The sequence below is a fragment of the Paenibacillus sp. RC334 genome (assembly GCF_030034735.1).
GTDB classification, from domain to species: Bacteria; Bacillota; Bacilli; order Paenibacillales; family Paenibacillaceae; genus Paenibacillus; species Paenibacillus terrae_A.
Genome location: NZ_CP125370.1, coordinates 5,214,775 through 5,234,937, shown reverse-complemented (window position 1 = coordinate 5,234,937; position 20,163 = coordinate 5,214,775). Strand labels below are relative to the sequence as shown.

Sequence of the window (20,163 nt, the reverse complement as noted above, 5' to 3'; positions counted from 1 at the left end):
CTCACGGCAAAGGGCAGTACGCCGTGGAGGTTATTTCTGTGTTGTAGAATAAACTGGAAGAGGCTTTGGGAAAATAAGCTTGTTCCGGTAACGGAGGATTTTGCAAAATCCAATGAGTGCCTACCAACAACTGAGTAAGGACAAGGTGAGCAGCATTGGATTTTGCAAAATCCCGAATATTAAGGAGGTTCTTTAGTGTATCAGAAATGGCAGTATTGGAATACGGCTTCTCGAAAATGGTTATGGATTCTGGTTGCACTTGGTTTGCTGGCTTCAATTCCTATAATTGCCGATCGTCTGCAGACAGAATCATCAAGTAAAAAAGTAGAGATCGTATTCGACTATCGGGATTTGACGGAGGCAGCTTCGTATCAGGCTCACCCGCAGGATTACCTGAATGAGCAGCTTGACCGCTTAAAGCAGGCCGGTGTGAACAGTATGGCAATGTATGAAAGCACGCTGGATGATTTCCGCAAAGCAGGCCATGTTGTAACCTATACGACTCAGAACATTGCAGATATGGAAAAGCGGGTATCACCCGCCAACGAGAATTTTACTTACGTTGTTTTCACTAATCAGGAAAACGCTTCGGCATTGAAGCCGTTAATTGAACGTACTTTTAACAGTCTGGACATTAACGTAAAACCATGGACTTATCAGGGCCATGAAGGGCTCGTTGTAGAAACTTCTCCAGAGGATGCGTATCTCAAACCCATGCAGCCTGATCCGATTGCCGTGAAACAGCTTCGGAGTAAAGGATTTTTTTATCGTTCCTCGGATGAGCGACAGTCTTCCTTACAATCAGGAATTGACGGAAGAGACGTTGGCTTCTTTTCAGGAGAATGGCGTAAAACGCATTTTGTTTGAAGGAGATTCTGTCAAAGGGTTTACAGATAATGAGAAAGAAAACAGTCTGGCGGCATTCGCTCAACTACTGAACAAATACAATATTGGCCTGGCCGCTATTGAAAACTTGAAAAAACCGCAGGCAGGCTTCAACAAGCTGGCTTACGCTATAAAATATAACGTTGTGCGCCTGTACTCACTGAGCGACAAAGATTCAACGCTTGATGTGGAGACGTTGGCTGATCGTTTTGCATTGGCGACCAAGGACCGCAACATTCGCATGCTGTATCTTAATACAGCTCCGACCCGCAGTGTGGCTGAGGCCAAAGTGAAGGATTCTGTAGATAACCTGATCCATAGTTTGGACAAACCGGGTAATGCTGTTCAACGGATGGAGAAAAAGGGATTTGAGCTTGGACAGGCTGAACCATTTCAAGTGGTTGATTCGTCGTACCAGCGTTACCTGAAATTGGTGGTTGTGCTGGGGGCACTGGCTTTCTTTTCCATTATGGTGTCGTATTTTGTTCCAGCGTTGACCTTGCTAGCATTTGGGTTGGGATTGATTGGCTCAGCAGGTCTTTACGTTCTGAACTCCAGCTTGATGGAGCAGGGCTTGGCACTACTTGCAGCGATTAGCGGACCCACAGTTGCAATGGTTATTGCTGTGCGTACGATTAGAATCAAACGTGAACAGGAGCCTGAGCTTTCAGTAGGTCGTCGTCTCGTTCAAACACTTGTATTGTACGTTCAGACAGCAGTCTTGTCGTTGGCTGCTGTACCGTTTGTTATTGCGTTGTTGAATAGTATTGCTTACAGCCTTGTGCTGAACCAATTTAGAGGCGTAAGTTTGCTTCACATTTTGCCGATTTTTTTGGCGGCAATATATATTTTCTTTTATCGGGGCGTTTCTATACGCGAAGAAATCTCAAAGCTGCTGCGCACGCCGATTACCGTACTATGGGTCATCGTACTGGCTGTTATTGGAGCTGCAGGAGTGTACTATTTGAGCCGTACAGGGAATGCGGGTACCGTGTCTAACACAGAGCTGGTTTTCCGAAATTTCCTTGAGAATGCATTTGGTGTGCGTCCGCGTAATAAGGAATTTTTGATGGCACACCCACTGTTTATTGCAGGTGCATTCCTTGCGTTGAAATATCGCAAAGCGATCTATTTGCTGATTATAGCTGTTATTGGTCAAGCCTCTATGGTCGATACCTTTGCTCACATTCATTCTCCAGCGGCACTCTCGCTTAGTCGTGGGCTGCTAGGATTGGGATTTGGTCTGATTCTGGGAATTATCGCAATTGTCGTGTGGCAAGTGCTGGAAGGATGTTGGAAGAAATGGTCACCACCGTTCAAACGATAATAATCTCGGGTTATTACGGCTTTCGCAATAGTGGAGACGAGGCAGTGCTCAAGTCGATTTTGACAGCATTAGAGGAGGAAAGCCGTCATGCGGGTATTACGGTTAAGCCTGTTGTGCTGTCTTCGGACCCCGATTGGACGCAGAAGATGTACGGAGTAGAAGCCGTACCACGTATGAGTCTGGGAGAAGTTCGGAGAGCGATTAAAAACAGTGACGGGTTAATCAGCGGCGGCGGAAGTTTGCTTCAGGACGCAACAAGTCCCAAAAGCATTCCTTATTATCTTGCGATTCTCAAGCTGGCTCAGTGGGCCGGAAAGCCGACGTTTGTGTATGCTCAAGGCATTGGTCCGGTGCAACGGAAGATATTCTACCCTATGATCCGGTCTGTGTTTCAGCGCTGCGAATATGTATCTGTAAGAGATGAACAGTCTGCGGCGCTACTGGGCACCATGAAATTAAAACGCCCTGCTGTAGAGGTTGTTCCCGATCCCGTAATGGGGCTTCCAATGCCCTCCCATTCTGAAGGTTTGCACAAAGCGGCTGTTGAAGGGGAGGATGAACTTCCGATTGTTGGTGTGTCGGTACGTTACTGGGACAAGGAGCGTCGTGAATTAATGGCGATTGCGGAAGGTTTGAAGAAATTAGTTGCTGAACGCCGTGTGCATTTGCGCTTTTTCCCTTTTCATCTGCCGGACGATGAGCAGGCTTCAAGGATGGTAATGGATTTATTAGGGGATGTTAGGGAAACGGGCAGTCGTGTCAGCATGTGTGAGCAGGTTACCGATCCTCAGCAGATGCTGCTGGAAGTCAGCCGTTGCAGTTTGATGATCGGGATGAGATTGCATAGTCTGATTTATGCAGCATCCCATCATGTGCCCCCGTTGGGGATATCCTATGATCCGAAAATTGACCATTTTCTTGATCGTGTCGGTAGCCAGCCTGTAGGTACCACAGAAGCGCTGAATGGTCAAAAGCTGGCTGCTGAGGCTGTACGACTGCTGGATCAGCGAAGTCAATGGATCGAGAGCCAGGGAGCGGCAATTGCTTTGTTAAAAAGCGAGGCTCGCTTACCGGCACAGCATATCGTTAATTACTTGTGTCGCAAAGGATGATGGATACAGTGACAGTTGATAAGGTTACGAATGTGCCTACCGTCCCGATTTTCGGTGTTCCGGTATCAAGGCTTAATATGAAAGATACATTAAATGTATTGATCCAAGCGGTAGAGTCTCGCCGTCCGCATCAAGTAATTACTGCTAATCCAATTATGGTTATGGCTGCATTGGAAAATCCAATGTACATGTCCGTGATGAAGCAGGCGGAACTCATCGTCCCGGATGGGACTGGCGTGGTTTGGGCCGCAAATTATGTAGGGCATCCAGTACCAGAACGTGTGGCGGGTTTTGATTTGTTACATGAATTGCTTGGAGCTGGAGAAAACTATCATTGGAAGGTTTATTTGCTCGGATCGACATCCGAGGTGATTCAAGCGACTGCACAACGGGTACATGAGCTTTATCCTGGAATTACGGTTTGCGGCAAGCGTGACGGATTTTTTGGACCGAAAGAGGATGAAGCAGTGATTGCAGCTATTCGTGAAGCAAATCCCGATTTGCTGTTTGTAGCACGTGGAGCAGACACGCAGGAACCCTGGATTGGTAAATATAAAGAAGAATTAGGAGTTCCCGTGATGATGGGGGTGGGCGGCAGCTTCGATGTCATATCCGGTAAAGCTAAACGCGCTCCTAAATTGTTCCAAAAGCTCAGAGCTGAGTGGCTGTATAGGCTACTGAAAGAGCCAAGTCGCTACAAAAGAATGCTTGCGCTGCCGAAATTCGCCGTGAAAGTGATGCGTGAAAAAGAAAACGTCACAAAAGTGTGATAAATAGCTTGAATCTGCCTTCAAAACCCACTAATTTGCCAGAATATGAAGCTTGGTATTTATTTTCGATCAGAGTATAATTCAATGCGGTTACATCTGAAAAGGGATTGCTTTAAAATTGGGGGTCGAATGATCAAATGCTATTGATCTATATTATTGGTTTCATCATGGCACTGGGACTTGCGCTGTTATTGACACCGCTCGTCAAGAAATTTGCTGTGAAGGTTGGAGCCGTCGATGTGCCGAATGCCCGAAAGGTACATACCCGAATTATGCCGCGTCTTGGCGGTCTGGGGATTTTCCTGGCATTTCTTTTGTCCTTATTGGCGATTTTACCTTTTGTGCCTGAAGGAATGTTGTCCTCACGGGATATTAATTTTATCGCAGCCTTTCTGATTGGCGGAACGCTGATTACACTGATTGGTGCTCTCGATGATCGTTTTGATCTTAATGCAAAATTGAAATTTTTGGCTCAAATTGCCGTTGCGTGTATGGTTGTATTTGCTTTTGATATTCGTGTTGATTTTGTGAATGTGCCTTTTCAGGATGCATATTCTTCTTTGGAAAGCTGGATCTCCATCCCGCTTACGATTTTCTGGATTGTAGGTGTAACGAATGCCATCAATTTGATTGATGGTCTGGATGGACTGGCTGCTGGTGTTTCGGGAATCGCAATCGGAACGATTTTTGTAATGTCTCTTCTGATGGGCAACTATATGGTTGCTATGCTTTGTCTGGTGCTGCTGGGCAGCATTATCGGATTTCTGTTTTTTAACTTTCATCCTGCAAAAATATTTATGGGTGATACAGGATCTCTATTTTTGGGCTTCTGCCTGGCGATGCTGTCGATGCTTGGATTCAAACAGATCGCTATTGTATCGTTTATTACGCCATTGATCATTATCGGCGTACCTTTGTCAGATACATTTTTTGCAATCATTCGTCGCAAGTTGCAGAAAAAACCGATTTTCTCACCAGATAAAGGTCATTTACATCACTGCCTGCGTGAATTGGGCTTTAGCCACAGACAGACCGTATTGATTATTTACGCTATTGCTGCATTTTTCGGTGTATTAGCCGTGATTCAATCATATGCTGCGCTTAATGAAGCGAACTGGGTTATCTTTGTCGTGATATGTATTATGATGTTCTTCTTGCAGATCGGCGCCGAGGTTATTGGTCTTGTCGGTAAAACCAAACGTCCGGTGATTAACACCTTGATTCGGTTGCTGGCTAAGCCAGATTCTCAGACTCGTTCGAAATTATAATTTTTTATTTTAAAAAGTAAGCCTTCAAGCTTGGCGGTATACCGCGGGTTTGAGGGCTTTTTTGTTCTTCGCTATGAAAAAACTCCCTCCTTTTTTGCGTATTTACTAATTTTTTGTATGTTCGCTACCGATAAAAAAGATATTGAATGATTACGTACCCCAAGGTGCGACAGAATCTAAGGAGGACAATGATTTGAAACGATTGCTATCTATGTTGCTGACGGTTGGTCTCATCATTGGCTTGGTGCCGGCGGCCCTGGTAGGTACGGCTCATGCTGCGACGGGAACTTATTTTATTTTTCCAAATGAAAAATATGACGTGGATTCAGCCAGGTCGGTAAACACGGACCGTATTACAGTTAACGGAACGATTAACGGAGTGAACGGAAGCACGATATCATATAGTGTATTCCAGCTCTCCAAAAATGGAACGACCCTTAACGTGGTAAATAAAAATGAGAGCCAAAAGGGCGGAATTACAGTCACTGGCTCCACGCTTAAAGTTACAGACATTAAACTGTTTCCTGGTTTGAACCGAATCACATTCCAAAGCAGCCAAAACTCGGCGGATATGAAGGATTCTATTTACGTAGAGTACCAGGATGGACCAAAGGTTTATGATCTGTCTGCTACGCTGAACGGTAAAACTGAGCAGTTAGTAGAGAACCAGACAGCTGTGCTGACAGACGCTGGTAATAGCGGTTCGGATGACGTTAAAGTGGTCATTCAAGGTACGGCGCCTAATGCTGACAGTGTAACACTCACGTCTGCAAAAAGCAGTAATACGTATACTGTTAACTCTTATACCGGCTACAAACTAACAGGAAGCGTTGTACTCAGTCCGGGTAAAAATATAGTGACTCTTAAAGTGGGTAACGGAACTCAGGCTCTTACGGTTACACGTGAAATTACGATCTATACGGGCAAGCCTGAATTTTCCGATTTGAACCTGAACATGGACGGGAATGTGTCGGCCGATCTGACCACTTCGCCTGACTTTACCGTATCAACTACGAGTGGAGTTGTTTTGAAGGGTAAGGTTTTGGTTCCAGGCGGTGCATCCGATCCGGGAGTGGCTACAATCAATGCACGGTTTACAGATGTGAGTAACAATGGCAGTGCTGTGGGTAGTGCTAGTGGGATTGATGCCACGATTGATACTGCTAATGTGGTTACATCCAATGGTTATAAGGTATATCCATTTCAGGTGACTGTACCTTCAGAGGTTGTGGTGGATCATTTGACCAGAGTATCCTTGGGTCTAACTTATAGTGATACCAGTACCCCGCCTTCTCCATCGGCTGTCCAATTTACATTGCGCAGCAGCACTCAGCCGTATATTGATGATGTAAACTATCTTCCTGATTTTAACAATCAATTGTTGAGTAGAATTAATGGAAGCGGGTCTGATCAGGCGACTGCCATAGATGAAGCTATGAAGTTAACTGGAAGCTCTATGAAGAGCAAGACTACAGATGCTCCATCTGTTCCTGTAGGTATGGAGTTCATCGTTGTTAACGGTGCACCTTCTTCAATCAGTGAGCTTTCTGGGGTATCGGTTCATACTGTAGGATCACCTCAAGATGTGATTCGGACAATCAATGGCAAGTCAACACAAGTGAAGAAAATCGTTGCTTATGTAGACACTTTGCCTAAAGAAGGACAGAACGTACTGAATTTTTACCTGAATGGTGACTCGACCAAGTTAATTAAAGCCACAGTGAATCTGTTGCAGGGTCCATTCATGAAATATGATACGATTTATGACGGACAACAAATTCCGTTAAATACCTCCAGCTCAAACTTGAATACCTATAAGCTGACTCAATTGGGCTACTTTAAAGGTAAATTGCTTGATGTGAGCAACACAGCAGATATTCATTACACTGGAAGTAACCGAAATGTATTCCTGTATATTAATAATGTATTGGTTGATTTGGATGGCTCAGGGGCGGACTTTAAGCTTGCTTCTTCCTCGGAAACAGCCGCAGCCAACGCACTGGCAAGCGGGAATAATGAAATCAAATTTGTGTACAAGCCAGGTATTGAATATAGCAATACGGTAAAAGTAAACTTTACACAGACCAATATTCCAGTAATTCCAGTTCCAAACACACAGGGGATTATTCCTTTTACACCTGTTAGTGGCTTGAGCAGTACTCCGAAATATAGCGAAATTGCACCGAAAACAAAAGATGCTAATTTCACTAAAGTGGATGATACCAATTACAATACATCCCTGAAAAATATCAATGTATTTGGTACATTCAGTATTGCTGATTTGGGTAAAGCGGATCAGGTCAATGGTTCGTTAAGCGATATTGCCAATAAAGATCAATATATTTTGGAGATTAAGGGATCGGACGACAGCGAGGTTAATTGGACGCTGAATAATGAGTTTTACTCAGCAGAAGATGCTAAGACAGCATACAACTCTGGTTCCACTACAGATAAATTTACAAATAAAGAATTAAAAGACCTGCTTGTGTACTATCACCCGGACAAAAAGTATTTCAGCTTTGTGTTGAAAAACCAAACCGTTCCGCAAGATGGAACACCAGTAGCCTATAACATTACCTTGTACAACAGTGGCAAGAGCGGACCATTTGCAACGTTCCGACTGCAAGTATCTGGTCAATCCACATCTTTTGATATTTTGCGTCCGCTTCCTGAAAAGAGAATCGTGAATCAAAACTTTGTGCAAGTGGTTGTGAACGCAGGTAATGCAGATAGTGTTATGGTAGGTAAGGAAACAGCAATTCAAGAGGGATTCGATTCTGATTATGATGGCACTGTTGATTACCCTTCAACCTACAAAGCTATCGTCACAGGTCTAAAGGCCAACAAAGATAATAAAATTGACGTAGTGGTTACAAAAGGTAAAGATAAACTGAAACAGACCATTACGGTTAAATATGTGCCTACTAATATTCCTGGTGAGCAGTACATGGAAGCGATGAAAACATCGCACAAAGTGTTTGATGGTAATCTTACACTTGCTTTTGCTAAGGGAACTAGTCTGATTCGTCGGGATTATGATCAACCGCAGCAATTCAAAAATCAGGTTTTCTCTGGTCATACATTGTACTTTGCGATAGCAAATAGCGAAGATGGTGTGGTGGACCGTCATGAATTTGAAACTGAAAAAGCATTGTCGGATATGCAGAGCTTGATTGCAGATGGAAGTAGATACTTCAACAGAGAATTCCCAACTCGTTTTACCAAGTCAAGTCCGGTATTCTGGATTGACCCAGGTACAGCAGATGATATCAAAACGGATGCTTACGATCCGGTAACTTATGGTACTGATCCTTATCAACTGGCTAATAAGTCACAAAATGACAGTAGTAAGATCAAAAACTTCTACTGGCGTGATCCTTCTAATGAATTAGTACCATCCAAGCGTGCAACATTAACCTTGACGTATGATAGCAGTATCGCGCAGGATGCAGGGAAACAAATGACAGTGTTCTATTTTGATTCGGATCTTAAAGATTGGCAGAACATTGGCGGTGTGGTGGATCCGAAGAAACATACCATTAAAGTACCGTTTGATCGTTTCGGCTACTATGTTGTAGCTAAGGTTGGAGAAACGTATAGTGATGTCATTAAGCACAAGTATGCCAGAGATTACATTGAGGCCACTTTGGCTAAGGGTGTCATGAACCCAATGGATCCAATTAATAGCTTTGGACCTGACAGCTACATTAAAAGAGGCGAATTTACGTCTATGATTGTCAAAGGTCTGCAAATTCCTCTTAATTTCAGCGGAGCGAAGCATTTTGATGACGTGTCTATTCCAAATACGATATCGGCAGATGCTCTCTATGATTATCGTTATATTGAAACAGCCGCACGTGCCGGTATTGTAAAAGGTTCGCAACCGAGAATCTTTATGCCGGAAGATGTAATTACACGTCAGGATGTAGCAGTCATTATCGCCAAGGCATTGAATTTGAAGCTGGAGACAGATCACGACAAGATCATGAAGAATCTGTCTAAAACCTTTAAAGATGCAGACAAGATTGATTACTATGCACAAGCATCTGTGCTTGCGATTGCCAAGAAGGGCTTTATCACGGGTTCACCTGTTGATGCTAGTGATCTGAAAAAAGGGTATATGTTTAATCCTACATCTCTGACCTTGCGTGGAGATGCGGCCATTATTATAGCTAAAGTTATGGCTGATAAAAAGTTGCTTCCTAAAATCTAGATCCTAAAAAAACTGAATTTATTGAACATCCCTCCATGCGAACTTGGAATTCCCTTTCATATACATGAGAGGGATGTTTTTTAAAAATCAGCTATTTGACTGGGATTAAGGGCCTATGCCATAATAACAATGAGCAGATAACTGATGGGTAAGTTTACAGCGTTTTTGTTCTTGAACTACCATAAATGCATTTAAATTAACTACTTTTTTTTAAGTATTTATCTCAAAATGTGTTTATTATTTGCTTATATGTTTTTTTGCACATTTATCTGAAACTTTACGCCTATTTCATCGTAGTAGAGGATTAGTGTGCTTAAATGCTACATAAAGAAGTGAGTGGGGAGTGATGAGATGTCTCAGTTTTCAATACGCCGTCCTGTAACAGTATTTATGTTAATTGTTACTTTGTTGATCGGGGGCGGTATTTTTGCGTTAAGACTTCCTGTCGAGCAGATGCCGGATATGAAGCTGCCTATTGCTATGGTAGTGACCAGTATTCCAAACTCGACACCGACAGAAGTTGAGGAATTGGTTACCAAGCCTATTGAAAAAGGTCTATCGTCCATTCAGGATGTGGATACGATTAGCTCTCAGTCTTCTGAGGGGACCTCTATGGTCATGATTCAGTTTAACTGGGGAGTAGATCTAAATCAGGCTACATTGGATATGCGAGATAAATTGGATGGTGTTCGGGGTTCACTTCCCAAAGCTGCCAATTCACCGCGTGTTTTGAAACTGGATCTCAATGCTACACCTGTAATTAATTTGGCATTTACTGGTGATCAGGATGTTAACAAACTGAAGCCTATTGCAGAGGATATCATCGAACCACAGCTCGAAAGAATCTCAGGGGTCGCTTCGGTCGGTTTGTCTGGGGGACAGGAGCGGTTGGTTCGAATTACTGTAGACCAAGCCAAACTGCAAAGTTATGGTATTACATTAGATCAGATCAGCCAGGCATTATCAGCTAATAATGTGGCCGGCTCTGCAGGTTCTGTTGATCGTGGTAATACGGAGATTCAAATCAGGGTCCAAGGTGAATATCAGGCTGTTTCGGAAATGGGAGAGACTCCGATCACTGTGGGCAAAGGCAGTGTGAAATTAAAGGATGTCGCAACCATTGAAGATTCCTTGGATGATGTCACCACCATTTCCACATACAATGGTAAGCCAAGTATTAATATTTCAGTCACAAAGGCTACCGGAGGGAATACACTTGCCATTGCTAATTCTGTTAAGGAAAGTCTGGATTCAATCCGTAAGAACTTGCCTGCGGGGACTCAGCTTGAGATGGTCACAGACGCTTCCAAACCTATTAGCGATTCTGTACATTCACTAGTAGAGCATGCTGTATTAGGACTTATTATTGCAGCTATCGTGTTACTGTTATTTCTTAATAGCGCACGTTCTACAATTATTGCAAGTATCGTTATTCCAATTTCTTTTGTAGCAACGTTTATGATGATGTATTTCAGTGGACAAACCATTAACATTATTTCATTGAGTGGATTGCTACTGGGGCTAGGATCCTTTGTTGACTTTGCTGTCGTTATTATCGAGAATATTTTTAGACAACGACATGAAGGCAAAAGCATGCTGCAGGGCGCTATTGATGGCTCCAAGCAAGTGGGTAATGCGGTAATGGCATCTGCACTTGCACAAATAGTAGTGTTTTTACCAGTTGTATTTGTAGATGGAATTGCGGGCGTGCTGTTTAAGCCGTTAGCCTTGACCGTAATTTTCTCTCATATTGCTGCTTTGCTAGTATCGCTTTTGCTTGTACCTATGCTTAGTTCACGTTGGTTGCCTACTGTACCAGATGAGTCAATATATTCTTCGGGTACCTATAAAGGGATTAACCCGATTATCTGGTTTAATATCGCCTTTGAGAAATTTAAAGGCGGATACAGCCGTATTCTCAAGTGGGGGATTAACCACCGCAAAAGTGTTTTGACTATTACTTTGCTTATGTTTGTAGCTGCGGCAGCTTTGATTCCTATGGTTAAAACGGAATTTATTCCTGAATCGGACCAAGGTGAGTTTACGCTCTCTGTAACGATGCCTAATGGAACCATGTTGGAAGAAACAGAGAAGGTTGTTCGAGGAATTGAAAAGGAAATTTTAAAGATTCCTGAACTTGATAAAATGTCAGTAACTATAGGCTCTGGAGGCGGTGTATCAAGTGTATCCGGTTCAACATCTGCTAATGCTGCGCAGATTAGCGTTACGCTGAAGGATGGGCATGTCCGGCCTACTGACGACGTGGTAAATGAGCTCCGAAAAAAAGTTGAAAATATCCCTGATGCGGAAATCATTCTTCAATCCTCAACCGGGTTATCAAGTGGATCAGCCGTAAACATCAACTTGAAGGGTGATGATGTAGAAGTATTGCGGGAGCTTTCGGATAATCTCGTAGCTGAGGTTAAGAATATACCGGGAGCGGTGAATGTTAAGAGTACGTTGAATGCTACTCGTGAGGAATATGAGATTACGATTAATCGAGAGCTTGCCAGCCGATATGGTTTGTCAGCATCTCAAATTTTGTCTGTTGTGAGTACCTCCTTTAACGGCTCGGTTGCTACAAGCTATCGTACCGGAGAAGACCAGATTGATGTGAAAATATCGTTGCCGAATGAGTATCGCCATGATCTGGCCTATCTGCAAACATTGCGGATTACAACTGCACAAGGGATCGATGTGCCTCTGTCATCGGTGGCCAGTATCGATAAGCGTGAGGTTCCCGAGACTATTACACGCGAGAATCAAACACGTCAAGTACAGATTACTGCTGACATAGACGGAACAGGAGACATTCTTACAGTTAATCAAAAAATAGATGCTCTCCTGAAAGGTACTCATTTCCCTGAGGGATATAGTGCAGATACGGGTGGTGGACAAAATGAGCAAATGATGGAGTCCTTTACAAATCTGGCAGTAGCTATATTGCTATCTGTAGTGCTGATTTATATGGTCATGGCAGGGCAGTTTGAATCCTTGCTTACGCCGTTTGTTATTATGTTCTCGATTCCACCTACATTAATAGGTGTGCTTATTGGTTTGGTTGTAACAGGATCTAGTCTTAGTGTATCGGCTCTAACCGGTTATATTATGCTCGTCGGCCTGGTTGTGAATAACGCTATCGTCATGATTGATTTCATCATTCAGCTCCGAAAAGAAGGACAAGATCGGGATGAAGCTATTATTCATGGAGCGTCTGAGCGGTTGCGTCCGATTTTGATGACAACGCTGGCTACTGTACTAGCTTTGCTCCCAATGGCATTTGCTACAGGCAGTGGTAACGAGTCACAAGCGCCGATGGCAGTTGTTGTTGTATTCGGGTTATCCTTCGCAGCTGTTATTACATTGGTTCTTATTCCGGTAGTCTACGTTATCATGGATAATAGGATACAAAAGCGTAAAGAACGGAAATTGAAAAGACAGCTCAAAAAAGAAGCAAAGATGCAACAAAAGAGTGTTCACATTTAATAATGAGGTGAAGAGATATAATGAATAAAAAAAGTGCTCTGATTGCCACGACATTGCTTTTGTCAGTTGCATTGGCAGGCTGCGGTGGGGGGAAGCCCCCGCCGCTCCGGCCGCGGTGCAGAAAACGATTCCGATCCAGGTAGCAAAAGTGGCTAAAGGCAGTATTGAGGATTCATCAGGTATTGTAGGCAGCTTTGCGCCCAAAGACACGGCTCAGGTTGCCCCGAAAATTAGCGGAAAAATACTGAACATTAATTTGACGGTGGGACAAAAGGTAAACAAAGGCGATATTTTGTTTACGATTGATCAGAAAGACCTTCACGACACGATTACGCAGTCTCAGGAATCTTACCAGGTTGCACTTGCTAGTTTGAAGCAAGCTGAAAGCGGAGCAGCGCAATCTGTTCAGCAGGGAGAGTCTGCTGTGGACCAGGCTAAGAGCGCACTGGTACAGCAAGACAATGCCATTACCCAAGCGCAGACTGCTGTGGTAGATGCCCAGAGTTCCGTGCGTGATGCTCAGAATACGCTAAATCGTAACCAGCAGTTGTTTAGTGCCGGTGCTGTTTCGCAATCTGACCTGGAACAGTCTCAAATAGCGCATAGAAGAGCTCAAACCGCGTTGGAAAACGCCCAGCTCTCACTTCATAATGCGCAAACATCCAAGGAAAGTGCCCAGACAACATATACTAATGCCCAGAAGTCATTGCGTCTTGCACAACAGAAAACGGGTATTGATGTAGCACGTGCTTCGGTCAATCAGTCCAAGGCTGCTTTGGACACTGCACGTAGTCAGCTTGTCAATGCTGTAGTCAGAGCACCTATGTCTGGCACCATTTCAGTTGTGACTGGTACAACAGGACAAATGGTCAGCCCTCAGTCAGCCGTTGTTACGATTGCAAATACAAATCCTATCCTCGCCAAGGTGAACGTTTCTGAGGAAGAGTTGCTTAAGCTAAAGGTAGGATCTATTGTAACCGTAGGGGTGGACTCTTTGGATAAGCGCATTGAGGCTAAAGTGACAGCGGTCAATCCGGTTATGGATAATGATCTCAAGGCATATCCTGTCGAAATTTCAGTACCCAATCCATCTGGCGAGTTCAAATCCGGTATGGTTGTGTATGTTTATATGAAATCCGAAGCTGCACAAAACATTTTGGTATCACAAGATGCCATTACAGAGCAAGCTGGGAAAAAGTATGCTTATGTAGTTGAGGGTGCTACTGCTAAACGGGTAGAAGTGCAAACAGGCCAGGAAAGCGCCAAGGAGGTTGAAATAACCAAGGGGCTTACCGAGGGTCAGACCATTGCCGTTAAGGGAATAAGCCTGCTTACTGATGGTGCTAAGGTTAATATAGTGAAGTAAATTGTTTTGCTCTGGGTGTGCAGGCTATAAAAATTGCTGATCCTCCGTCATTACCTACTACTTTAAGTGTTCAATCTGGGCGTATCCTTGGGATTTATGTATCCTTTATATTCTATGGATAATGTACAGTGAATATACTCATTAAGGGACTACCATAAATGCGCAAGAGAACTCTTGTACATTAAGGTTGAACAGGTAAAAGTTGTAGGATGACGGAGGAACAGGTTCAATAGTATAATTATGACTGTAGGAAAGCGGAATACATATTCAAAAAAAATAAAAAAATTTTTTTTGAAACGGACGCAACTTTTCGAACCCATGCTACGTCTAATTGGGTGAGTATGAAACAAAGGGGTACAAAAGCGTAAAGACATAATTCGCTAAAAAAATTCTTTACGACATTGTTATCACATTGTATAATACTGGAGTACGTCATAAATGGACGCTTTCTTTCAACTAGATTCCAAGCTTCTGTGATATTGTCACAGATATCATTTTATAAGGGTTCTCATAAAGCTCGGAAAGGAGGTGTAACGACTGATGAGTGACAAGATCCGACAAAAAGACAAAAATAATATTTCTGGTTATATTCAAGGAGGAGAAAAAAAGGTTATGACAAAGTTTAATAAAAAAATGATCAACGTGCTGGCAACAGCAACATTGGTTGCTGGTGTTGCAGCTCCAATCGCAGCACTGACTGCACCAACTGCAGTTCATGCAGCTTCTAGCTATACTGCTGTTAATACTCCTAGCATTGGTTCAAGCCAAACTACAAACACTACTCTGGGTAGAGTAAAAGTTAACGTAAGCCAAGCTTCTGTTGGTAAAGGTGAATCTTTCACTGTTACATTGCCTAAAGGCTTTGAATTTGCTACTAACCCTAATGTTGTTCCTACTGCTATTGATTCTACTTATGGTTTGGGCGTTTACATTGATCCAGGCGATAACAATGATGATGCTGCTGCTCGTGCAGAAACTGGATATGTTCCGGGTGAAGGTTTGACTGTAGAGAAGCTCACTAATAACTCTGCAAGAGTGACTTTCAACTTTACTAACTCTAAAGATAGCGTTGATCTTTATCTGAACTTTGGTAAAATCAATGTTAACGGACCTAGCAATGGACCTGTAAAAGCTACTATTGATGCAGCTTCTGCAAGTGGTTTTACTAGCGGCGAAGCGACAATTGCAAACGTAGTTTCTTCTGGTCAAGTATCTTTGTCTGCTGCTGATACAGTTTCCAGTGAAGAAAACTTTACTGCAACTTTGAAAGTTAAAGAAGAAACTGCTGGTTCTTTGGGTAACAGCAATATTAAATTGAAATTGCCTAGCGGTTTCAAATGGGATTCCGCTCCTAAAGCCGACCCAACTATTTTGTTTACTTCTAACACAGACAAAGCAATTAAGCCAGAAGACGTGAGATATTCTGCTGATGGTGACACACTCACTTTGTCTTTGAGAAAAGTAAGTGATGCCCAAACTTCTTTCCAATTGCCTGTAGGATTCTATGTTGATGATGAAAACAGTGCTAAAGAAGGCGATGTTACTGTAAGTATCTCTGGTAACGCAACAACTGACGTTAGCTCCCTTGTAGTTGGTAGCTATGGTCAAATCGGTGGTGGCGTTTCCGTTGCTACTCCAACAACAATTCTTGCTGGTCATGATGAGCAAAAAATTGGTGATATCGTAATTAAAGAAACTGTTGCTAATTCCTTTGTAAAAGGACGTACTGTAACTTTGCGTCTGCCTGAGGGTGCTCGTTGGCAGTCAACTTTTGAAAGCAACAACCCTGGAAGCAGCTTCTCCGGTTCTATGGAGAACACTAACGGTTTGGGTGGAGCAGAGGTTTCCTATACTGACTCTGACAAACGTACTTTGAAATTGACTTTCAACAACGCTAACAGCACTACTGACGCTGGTAGCTTGAAACTGAAAAACGTTGAAGTTGCTACACAGCCAGGTTTCTCCGGTGACCTGAACGTTGATGTTGCTGGTAGCCAAGGTCTGAGCGGTACTGTTAAGGTTGCAGCTGTGAAGCAAGCTGTTACTTTGGCTGCTGCATCCAAACCAACCCTGACAATCGGTCTGGGCGACCAACAAGTTGGTGACATCACAATTACTGAAGCGGCTAAAGAAGCTTTCGTTAAGAAAGATGGTAGCCGTGAAGTAATCTTGGAATTGCCAACAGGCGTACGTTTTGCTGCTACTCCAGAAGTTAAAGTAACAGCTGGTGACGTTAAAGTGAAGAGCGTATCCACTGATACTTACGGCGAAAGCAACAAAGGCCGTCTGAGCTTCTACATCGATAGCGAAAGTGCTACTCCAAGTACAATCACAATCACAGCTCCTAAGCTGACTGTTGACCGTACTGTAGCTCAAGGCGACATCGTAGCTAAGCTGAAAGGTAGCGCAGTATCTTACACTGCATACAAAGGCGCATCTGACAACACTCAAAACTGGAAAGACAACAACACTGCAGCTGCTGAAACAGCAATCGCAACTGTTGGAACTCCAGCTCCAGGTGCTACTAGTACTAAAGCTGTCTTCACACTGGGAAGCACTTCTTACACTGTAGATGGTCAAAGTAAAACAGCAGAAGTAGCTCCTTATGCTGAAAACGGACGCACTTACTTGCCAGTACGTTATGCAGCTGAAGCTCTGGGTGTATCCCAACAAAACATCCTGTTTGACAAAGCAACTTCCACAGTTACCCTGATCAAAGGTAGCACTGTTGCTCAAATCAAACTGAACACAAACCTGTTGACTGTTAACGGTTCTGTGATTCGTATGGACGTTAAAGCTGTGACTAACAAAAACCGTACTGTACTGCCAATCGCTTGGGTGAGCAGAGCGCTGGATGCATCCATCACTTATGATGCAACTGCAAAAACAGTTACTGTTGAAAACAAAAACTAATTTAAGAGCAACTCTTTTGAGTTAACTGAATTAGATGAGAAGAGGGTTCCTTTTGGAGCCCTTTTCTTTTATTAGCCTTATTGACAAAGGAGAGAAATTATGAAACGTTTTGGAGTGGCGGTACTTTCCACATTGGTTCTTTCTTCTGCATTTGCCAATCTTGCAGGGGCTCAAACAAGTGATATAAAGGTTATTATTAACGGTGTAGCTCAGCAATATACACAGTCACCAGTGATTAGTCAAAATACAACCTTAGTGCCTCTTCGCGGCGTTTTTGAAAGCCTGGGAGCACAAGTGGAGTGGGATAGCAAAGCTAAAAAAGTAATTGCATCCAAAAATGATGATACGTTAACTTTAAATGTGGGTTCTAAACTTGCTTATAAGAATAGTGCTCCTGTACAACTCGATGTAGCTACTCAAATTCAAAAGGGTCAAGTGCTCGTTCCTCTGCGCTTTGTGAGCCAATCATTAGGCGCCAAAGTAAATTGGGATAAGACTACACGGACAGTAACTATTTCAAATCAAGCTGATGGAAGCACTACTGATGGTCAAACCAACAGCTTATCCAGTAAGCCTTTCACATCTCCTGTGACTAAAGTTACTTATGATACCTACTATAATGATTCTTTGACCTATGATGATGCAGTTAAACTGGCTGTAGTTGATAGTACCTCAGTTAAAACAGCAGAAACGAATATTGATCAAACTGGGAAAATTATGAAAGAAGCAGGTAAGAATATCGACTTTGTTCCTGCTGAGGCAGGCGTTGAAGCTTCTGATAAAGCTTTTAAGGGTTATGCTCAAACCAACCTTAACTATGAGGCTGCAAAAAAGAATTTGGACATGACTAAGGAAGGTATTCAATACAACGTGAAGGATCTTTATAACAAGCTCCTTCAAAAGCAAAATGCAGTTAAGCTGGCTGCATTGAATATTGAAGATGCTGAGCGCAAGCTTAAGGTTGTACAAATTAAAAGAGATAATCAAATGTCAAGTGACTATGAGGTTACACAAGCAACTAATCAGTTAACTCAGAATCAAGCTGCTTTAGAAAAGGCTAAAAAAGATCTGGATAGTGCATATGTATCTTTGAATCAAGTGATTGGCTACAAGCCAGAGCAACGTTATGAATTGAAGGATAAGCCTGTCTATTCTGAATTTAAAGATAATGTAGAGACAAAAGTAAGCCAAGTACTTACCAGCAGCACTGCCATTTGGTTAAGTGAGCAAAAAGTGGATTTGGCCGAATTGAGCCTGAGGCTTTACAATTTTAGTGCTTCAGGAAACACGCCTTATGAAGCTGAACAACTTAATGTTGAAAAAGCTCAGTATGCAACAGAAGGCACAAAGAGACAACTCGAAGAAGCCGTAAGAACAATTTATAACAACATCAAAGCATTAGAAAGTCAGTACTCACAGATTCAAGCTGGTTTGGTGAGTGCTAGAAGTGCGGCCGATATGGCTAAGAAGCAATTTGATGTAGGTTTGGCGACCGAGCTCCAGGTTTATGAAGCCAATCTGAAAGTGACTACCGCAGAACAACAAGCTGAGGATTTAGTTACAAGTATTGATACGTTGAAGCTGGCTTATGACAAGCCTTGGGCTATGCAAGGCGGTTCTTCTGGAGCAAGCCAATAATAATGCTAATATAATTTTTTTTTACAGATGCATTAACCTGCTGTAGGAGGATTTACATGAAATCACGCTACAAAGTATCGCTGGCAGCAGTTTTGCTTGGAGGAGGGATAGTTGCAGGCTCCTTAATGAACAACTCAGTTAATGGAGCCTCCAGCTCCGGACAACCAGGTACAGCTGATGATCCAGTCGTAACCAAAAGCTATGTTGACCAGAAAATCGCTGCGGCAATCAAAGGTGGAGCATCAGCAAGTAGCACTAATAGTAAAACGACTAGCTCAGCAGCCCCCACCACAAACGCTACTTCTAACGCCACGACAGCTGGAGCTTCTAGCTCAGGTAAAGCTTCCACAGCTGTGGAACAGACCGAGGAATTGAAGGTTGTTGATGTAAAGCCTGGTCAAAAGCTGATTGCCAAAGTTGGAGCGGAATTTATTTTACGTAACGGGAATGCTGTTGTTTATACTATGGATGCCAGCGGAGCTATTGATATCACTTCTGGAACAGAAATTGTCCATAATCAGGCGGTTGAGAAAAATCATTTACTATCCTTTCCTAGAGAAGGAAGAGGTATTCAGGTAAAAGAAGGCCAGAAGTTTGGCCTGGTCGTCATGGTACGTGGCGGTTATACTCTCCAATAGGTTGTATGTTGGAATGTTCTTTTTCGTAAATACTTCTTAGGATAGAAAATTGTTCTTGGCTAAGCTGACTCCAAACGCTGCACACTAACCTCATGAAAGAAAATACAATTGATGGAGGTGTGTACGATGGCATCAAGAGGTCAAAGACGATTGATTCCCGAAAGCCGTACCAGATTACATGATTTGAAGTATGAAATTGCTGCTGAGTTTGGGCTTCCTGTTTATAATCCCCAATATGCGCATATACATCCGAGTGCAGACAGTGAGTTTGCTGCGGAGTTGGGCGAGTTTAAAGGAAACGCAAATGTGGAGTGGCGCGATTTGACATCAAGACAGAATGGCTCTGTAGGTGGTGAAATTACCAAGCGATTGGTACAATCTGCCGAACGCAGCTTATCTGAATTTGGTACCTTGTAAGTTGCAATAATTTTTACTGATTTTGACGTGCAATCGTTTTTAAAAATAAGGCTATCCTCATGTGAATCAGAAATTTAACTCTTGTCAATTTGCCTTAGTTTGGCGCTTTGTAATTGGGTGATATGAATTG

At 43.0% G+C, this 20,163-nt stretch carries 10 protein-coding genes and 1 pseudogene; all 11 read left to right on the top strand.

The features are described 5' to 3' along the window. Positions 1-195: 195 nt before the first annotated feature. Positions 196-2,212, top strand: a pseudogene (locus QMK20_RS23980) (DUF5693 family protein). After that, complete coding sequence (gene csaB, locus QMK20_RS23975) at positions 2,188-3,324, top strand: polysaccharide pyruvyl transferase CsaB (protein ID WP_283653568.1); 1,137 nt, start codon at positions 2,188-2,190, stop codon at positions 3,322-3,324. The pseudogene QMK20_RS23980 and the gene csaB overlap by 25 nt, the downstream one beginning before the upstream one ends. An 8-nt stretch (positions 3,325-3,332) precedes the next feature. Then, positions 3,333-4,094 (top strand): WecB/TagA/CpsF family glycosyltransferase, encoded by a 762-nt coding sequence (locus QMK20_RS23970; protein WP_283653567.1) that lies wholly within the window; start codon positions 3,333-3,335, stop codon positions 4,092-4,094. Between the two features lie 137 nt (positions 4,095-4,231). Next, positions 4,232-5,362 (top strand): glycosyltransferase family 4 protein, encoded by a 1,131-nt coding sequence (locus tag QMK20_RS23965; protein WP_044648751.1) that lies wholly within the window; start codon positions 4,232-4,234, stop codon positions 5,360-5,362. Positions 5,363-5,555: 193 nt separating this feature from the next. After that, positions 5,556-9,575, top strand: coding sequence for an S-layer homology domain-containing protein (locus tag QMK20_RS23960; RefSeq protein ID WP_283653566.1), 4,020 nt, complete (start codon positions 5,556-5,558; stop codon positions 9,573-9,575). Positions 9,576-9,926: 351 nt separating this feature from the next. Next, on the top strand, positions 9,927-13,061 hold the full coding sequence (locus QMK20_RS23955; protein WP_283653565.1) for an efflux RND transporter permease subunit: 3,135 nt from the start codon (positions 9,927-9,929) through the stop codon (positions 13,059-13,061). A gap of 148 nt (positions 13,062-13,209) precedes the next feature. Beyond that, the gene (locus tag QMK20_RS23950; RefSeq protein ID WP_283653564.1) at positions 13,210-14,427 is read left to right on the top strand and encodes an efflux RND transporter periplasmic adaptor subunit; all 1,218 of its coding nucleotides are present in this window, start codon (positions 13,210-13,212) and stop codon (positions 14,425-14,427) included. 540 nt (positions 14,428-14,967) lie between these two features. After that, positions 14,968-17,340 (top strand): copper amine oxidase N-terminal domain-containing protein, encoded by a 2,373-nt coding sequence (locus QMK20_RS23945; RefSeq protein WP_283653563.1) that lies wholly within the window; start codon positions 14,968-14,970, stop codon positions 17,338-17,340. Positions 17,341-17,439: 99 nt separating this feature from the next. Beyond that, the gene (locus tag QMK20_RS23940) at positions 17,440-18,978 is read left to right on the top strand and encodes a stalk domain-containing protein (RefSeq protein ID WP_283653562.1); all 1,539 of its coding nucleotides are present in this window, start codon (positions 17,440-17,442) and stop codon (positions 18,976-18,978) included. Between the two features lie 56 nt (positions 18,979-19,034). Continuing rightward, positions 19,035-19,616: a hypothetical protein gene (locus QMK20_RS23935; RefSeq protein ID WP_283653561.1), complete on the top strand. Its 582-nt coding sequence runs from the start codon at positions 19,035-19,037 to the stop codon at positions 19,614-19,616. Between the two features lie 126 nt (positions 19,617-19,742). Next, positions 19,743-20,033 carry an alpha/beta-type small acid-soluble spore protein gene (locus QMK20_RS23930; protein WP_283653560.1) on the top strand — a complete coding sequence of 97 codons (291 nt, stop codon included), beginning with the start codon at positions 19,743-19,745 and terminating at the stop codon, positions 20,031-20,033. The last annotated feature ends 130 nt before the right edge of the window (positions 20,034-20,163 follow it).

Excerpts from the sequence above, each read along its gene's own strand:
- csaB (WP_283653568.1), top strand. The coding sequence starts at position 2,188 with ATGGTCACCACCGTTCAAACGATAATAATCTCGGGTTATTACGGCTTT.
- QMK20_RS23965 (WP_044648751.1), top strand. The coding sequence starts at position 4,232 with ATGCTATTGATCTATATTATTGGTTTCATCATGGCACTGGGACTTGCG.
- QMK20_RS23955 (WP_283653565.1), top strand. The coding sequence starts at position 9,927 with ATGTCTCAGTTTTCAATACGCCGTCCTGTAACAGTATTTATGTTAATT.
- QMK20_RS23945 (WP_283653563.1), top strand. The coding sequence starts at position 14,968 with ATGAGTGACAAGATCCGACAAAAAGACAAAAATAATATTTCTGGTTAT.
- QMK20_RS23940 (WP_283653562.1), top strand. The coding sequence starts at position 17,440 with ATGAAACGTTTTGGAGTGGCGGTACTTTCCACATTGGTTCTTTCTTCT.
- QMK20_RS23935 (WP_283653561.1), top strand. The coding sequence starts at position 19,035 with ATGAAATCACGCTACAAAGTATCGCTGGCAGCAGTTTTGCTTGGAGGA.
- QMK20_RS23930 (WP_283653560.1), top strand. The coding sequence starts at position 19,743 with ATGGCATCAAGAGGTCAAAGACGATTGATTCCCGAAAGCCGTACCAGA.